Source organism: Paraburkholderia sp. NMBU_R16 (assembly GCF_013282575.1).
In the GTDB taxonomy this organism is placed as follows: Bacteria; Pseudomonadota; Gammaproteobacteria; order Burkholderiales; family Burkholderiaceae; genus Trinickia.
In genome coordinates this window covers 1-4,627 of sequence record NZ_JAAAYE010000125.1, presented here as the reverse complement: position 1 = coordinate 4,627, position 4,627 = coordinate 1, and the positions used below count along the sequence as shown (strand labels likewise).

The 4,627-nt window shown below is 58.2% G+C and carries 6 protein-coding genes; 4 read left to right on the top strand and 2 right to left on the bottom strand.

The features are described 5' to 3' along the window. Window positions 1-258: 258 nt before the first annotated feature. Complete coding sequence (locus tag GWC77_RS26955; protein ID WP_173262323.1) at window positions 259-1,428, bottom strand: tyrosine-type recombinase/integrase; 1,170 nt, start codon at window positions 1,426-1,428, stop codon at window positions 259-261. Continuing rightward, window positions 1,409-2,116 carry a hypothetical protein gene (locus GWC77_RS26950; RefSeq protein WP_173262321.1) on the bottom strand — a complete coding sequence of 236 codons (708 nt, stop codon included), beginning with the start codon at window positions 2,114-2,116 and terminating at the stop codon, window positions 1,409-1,411. Before GWC77_RS26950 ends, GWC77_RS26955 begins: the two co-directional genes overlap by 20 nt. A gap of 75 nt (window positions 2,117-2,191) precedes the next feature. Here GWC77_RS26950 and GWC77_RS26945 point away from each other — a divergent pair, with 75 nt between their 5' ends. The 4 genes from GWC77_RS26945 to mobC all read left to right on the top strand — a co-directional run bounded on the left by GWC77_RS26945 (window position 2,192) and on the right by mobC (window position 4,412). Next, complete coding sequence (locus GWC77_RS26945; protein ID WP_173262318.1) at window positions 2,192-2,419, top strand: hypothetical protein; 228 nt, start codon at window positions 2,192-2,194, stop codon at window positions 2,417-2,419. Between the two features lie 236 nt (window positions 2,420-2,655). Beyond that, a complete protein-coding gene (locus GWC77_RS26940) occupies window positions 2,656-3,363 on the top strand; it encodes a hypothetical protein (RefSeq protein WP_173262316.1) in 708 nt (235 codons plus the stop codon). A gap of 70 nt (window positions 3,364-3,433) precedes the next feature. After that, a complete protein-coding gene (locus GWC77_RS26935) occupies window positions 3,434-3,634 on the top strand; it encodes a hypothetical protein (RefSeq protein ID WP_173262313.1) in 201 nt (66 codons plus the stop codon). Window positions 3,635-3,875: 241 nt separating this feature from the next. After that, window positions 3,876-4,412: a plasmid mobilization relaxosome protein MobC gene (mobC, locus tag GWC77_RS26930; protein ID WP_173262310.1), complete on the top strand. Its 537-nt coding sequence runs from the start codon at window positions 3,876-3,878 to the stop codon at window positions 4,410-4,412. Window positions 4,413-4,627 lie beyond the last annotated feature (215 nt).

Below are 4,627 nucleotides of genomic sequence, written 5' to 3'. Positions count from 1 at the left end.
GCCGCATTCTGCCGCAACCAGCCATACCTCAGCTTGTCGATTCAGAGCGCCTCAAGGGTTCGCTGCGCCGGGCTTACGCCCGCCCTTGACCCGCTAACATCACCCACTCGGAATTCAAAAGAGGCACGTATAAAGTATCCAAGGATAGGCGATTGTTCATCGTCGTCACAAGAAAGGATGAGCCATGGAATCCCCGACCAGATATTTCGGAGCCTTACTCTATGGCGGTCACGTTTCGTGACCTCGAAAACGCAGACGCTAACCTGTATGTGCAGGTCCGTCAGCGCTTACGTCAGCGCGAACAGGCGCGTGTTCGCAATGTTCGTTGACCTGATCGGATCTTTCCAATTGAGTGACGTCGCGAGTTTCAAAGCCGTCAGTGTTTTGATGCGTGGTCGAATTCGGAGTCCAGGCGCTCTCCCGATTCGATAGTGAGACAAGGGGGTTGAGCCGGGTAGCCTCCTTTAAGTGATCCGGCGCCAAGTGTGAGTAACGCATCGTCATTTGTAGGCTAGAGTGCCCGAGGATGCGCTGCAACGTCAAAATGTTGCCGCCATTCATCATGAAGTGACTCGCGAAGGTGTGACGGAGTACGTGAGTGAGTTGCCCCTCTGGCAGTTCAATGCACGCATCGCGTACGCCCATGCGGAAGGCGCCCGCAGAATTTTCAAAAATGCGGTCGCCTATGACTTCTGACTTCGATGCCCGAAACGCGAGTATTTCTTCGGCTAGTGCAGGGTCGATCGGCACTGAGCGATTTTTGTCGGTCTTCGTTTGCGTGAAGTGAACGGCATTCCCGCGCAACTGCTGCGCTCGTAGGCACTCGGCTTCGCTCCAACGCGCTCCTGTCGCCAAGCACAGCTTGGTAATCAGCAGTGCATCTCTTCTTTTCCGCCGACTGAGGGCGACCAGCAACGCGTCGATTTGATCCGATGTGAGAAAGGACAGCTCCCGTTCGGCTATCCGAAATTGGCGGAGGCGTGCGAGCGGGTTTGCTCCCTGCCAATGACCGAGACGAGCGAGCTCGTTGAAGACGGCTCGCAAATACGCGTGCTCACGATTGACCGTGTTGGCCGTTACGCCCTCAGCGATCCGCGACGCCCTATAAGACGCGAAGTCGTCTGCGCTAAATGCCGTCGCCAACGGGTCGCCTAGCGCAACGCAGACGCGCTGGAGTGTCGGATACGTGCGCGTGTGCCGCAGCTGCATTCCATGATGGAGATTCCATAGCTCGATGAGTTCCGACAGTCGCCGCGAGTCTCTGGGTGCAGGCACCCATTCGGGCGCTTGAGCAACCTTCGCCGTGAGCCATGCTTCATATGCTTTCGCTTCGGCTTGCGTCTTGAGCGTTTTCCGGTAGCGCTTCCCTCCGCGGCCTCCAGGCTGGATATCAACGAGCCAGCCGCTCTTAGTCTTCTTGATGGTCATCTTGTCGAGCGAACAATGCGCCGAAGACCTTGCTAAGCAACGCCTTCGGGTTCTGGAGCAACCGCTTGTCGATCTTCACGGACGAGAGAACGTTATCGAACCAACCGAAGCCCTCCTTCCGTAATTGATCCTCGGCGTCCCGTCGGGCCTTACGGATCGATAGATATTCGGGATCCAGGGCCAGCGGATAGAAATCATGCTGGCCGGACTCGCCGAGTACGCGCATCGCCTTTTCGTACGAAACGTTCGCTGCCGGCGATATCACTTTCTCCATGGCTTGAAGAGCCGCGTCTTGGATTTGTCGCCGACGCAACGCTCGTTGATCGTCGTCGGTCGGTTCACTGTTGCGCGCTGCGATCAGATAGCGAAATTCGCGGGTCGCCCAAGGCTGTTCCACGCCGCGCATAACCGGGTACCCGCTTGCAGCCGTTGCCGGCGCTATGTGGTTCCGTTCGGGGTCGGTGATGCCTGTTACGAGCCAGAAGGCGTACTGCGGCCATCTCTGGCTTACGGCCTCAATCATCTCTGCGGTCGGGCGCTGCTTTCCGTACCAAAACGACTTCCAAGTATCTGGATGGACATTCGAGATTTCCTCCAGCTCCTTGTAGCGTCGCCGGTTGTCCGTCTCGGCTTCAATGATCGCCTTCATTCGCGTGGCTATGGGGTGCATGTGCATGACCGTTGACAAGAAATCGTTCCGTGACTATAAATCACTAACAGTGGTAATTTACCACCATCACTGGTGGTTCTCCAAGGAGCGATTATGGCGTCAATAACCGAAGCGGCAAAGAGCGCGGCGAGCCTTCCGGTGCTTCCACCGGTTCCGATGATGTCGCGCGAAGCCTTCGCTGCGGCGATCGGCCTACCGGTCGGCGTTATCGTCGGGTTCTGCAACAAGGGTTATCTGCCGACGGTAAGTGTCGGGAAGTACAGCCTAATCAATGTCGCGCTCCTTCAGCAACGGTGTCTCGAACAAGGGTTTTCGCTGTGACCTCATCCGCGATGGTCCGAGATCGATCGGCATTTCCTCACCATGCGGGCGGAGTGGTTCGCGTCACCCACAGAACCCGATGGGGATCAGTTCCCGAAGCGTTGTTGGAGGATGACCGCCTAGCACTCGACAGCCGAGCGGTCGCTGCGTGGCTTGCCGTGAAGCCGGCTGGTTGGCAGGTTAGCGTGCAAGCGCTTCGAATTCGGTTGCAGGTCCGTAAGGATCGTTGGCAGCGGATGGCGGGGGAACTGGAAGCTGCCGGCTATCTGATCCGCGAAAAGCGGCAGGGGGCAGGAGGAAAGTGGATATGGAATATCGAGTTCAACCCGGAGCCTCTCGATGCGCCTACGGCGAACTCCGTAGCCGGATTTTCCGGCTCCGGCGTTGCCGCCTCCGGCGGACCCGCGTACGGCTCAGCCGGCGCCGGTGGAAGCGGCCATAAAGGTTTACCAAGCCAAGACATACCAAAGTCAGTTAACACCACCACTACGACCACCTCGTCGAACGACGTAGTGCGTGGTTGTGAGAGAAGGCTACGAAAGCCCGAAAACATCGAGCCATGCGGCGACCGCGACTTGATCTTTCCTCCGCAGCTACCACCGAGCGAACGAACTGCGATCCTGGGCCTTCTCGAGACTCTCGCGAGCACGGAGGCGTGTCGAGCGCAGGAGTTGCTTGACGAATTGGCGGATGCCATCGAGACCAAGGCGATTCGGACCACGCCGCTCAGATGGTTTCGCGCAGTTCTGAGAAAGCTTCATGAGGGAAGTTTCGTTCCGCTCGGAGCAGTGCGCATCAAAGCTCGTCGCGAAGCAAGCGAGCAGCAGCGTATCGCCGAATTGCGGACGAAAGACGGTCCCCGCAGCGATCCACAGATTGCTCGCCCTGCGCTCGACGCCATCAAACAGATCACCCAGCGGAAGCGAGGAAACAGCCATGCGTAGAGCCATCTTGGCGGCAATTGTGATCGTAACCATCTGCGCGTTTCTCGGTCTTCGCTGGATTCGGCCTATCGTGAGATGGCCTCTGCTACTGCTATCCGGCGTATCGCTGTTTGTACTTGTGGCGACACTTGCTATCCCCTATCCGATACCGGTCCGGAATCAGTTGCTGATGGCAACGGTTGGAACCGGCGCACTGGCGCTGACGTATGCCTATGACGCGATTCTGGGCTTTCTGGCCGGCTGCAGCGAGGGGATTCGAGGAGCGTCATGAACCATAGCCAAATGTGCCAACCAGCGGCGGGAGCCGCTATCGAGGGGGAACCCCTCGCCTTTGCAAGCAATGACGACATAGTCGCGCGGGAGCGCGACGGAGCGCTTCGATGCCCTATGCGTTCGTGTATTGCGCAATACAGACCGACGAAAACTTTCGTCAACGAAAGTCGCGATGTGTCTTGTGTTCTAGGGCAGGAAACACTTTCTTCTAGAAAGTGGGCACGTAGCGGAGCCACGGCATGACCGAGTACATGACGATCCGTGCTCGGGTGTCACGAGAAACGAAGGACAAGTTTGCCGCCGCCGCTCGGCGTCATGGTTGCCGAAGCGAAGCACAGCTTCTCAGGCTTATGCTCGACAAGGTATTGCAAGCTGAGCCGCAGCCGGTGATGTGCCGCGTGAGGAATCCGGGGACCACCGGAACGCAGGTGAACATTCTGCTGACGACGCAAGAACATCAGTCGCTTTCAGTCGCGGCTTCCGAGGAAGGGCTCCGCCGAACGGAATGGATCGTCAAGCTCATACGGGCGGCGTTGTTTCAGCAGCCACAGTTCAACCGTGCCGAAGTTGACGCGTTGTCGGAATCGAGTAGGCAACTTGCGGCGATTGGCCGGAACCTCAACCAGATCGCTCGTGCCTTGAATATGGAGCCGAACGCGAGTCGAAGCGTCACGGTAGAGCGCATAGAGACTCTCTCGGCCGAGATCAAGGCGCATTGCGCCCTTGTCGGTGAGTTGACGAACGCAAGCATCAACCGAAGGAGCGCGAAGCGATGACTAGCCGCGCTGTCGAAAAACTCTTCGATACCCTCGGGATAATGGATTCATCCGATTCTGAGGAGCTTCGGCGCCTCGCATCGGTTCACTGCCGCGCGTCAAACAAGATGAGAGCAGCGCGTCAATCAGGATGAGAGTACTGGCGTGGCGGCAGCGGTGAAGGGCGTAGCCCGGAACCGCTGCCGCCACGCCGCGCCGAGCAGTCCCCCGTCATC

Coding starts and splice junctions, on each gene's coding strand:
- GWC77_RS26955 (WP_173262323.1), bottom strand. CDS start 1,428: ATGACCATCAAGAAGACTAAGAGCGGCTGGCTCGTTGATATCCAGCCT.
- GWC77_RS26945 (WP_173262318.1), top strand. CDS start 2,192: ATGGCGTCAATAACCGAAGCGGCAAAGAGCGCGGCGAGCCTTCCGGTG.
- GWC77_RS26940 (WP_173262316.1), top strand. CDS start 2,656: ATGGCGGGGGAACTGGAAGCTGCCGGCTATCTGATCCGCGAAAAGCGG.
- mobC (WP_173262310.1), top strand. CDS start 3,876: ATGACCGAGTACATGACGATCCGTGCTCGGGTGTCACGAGAAACGAAG.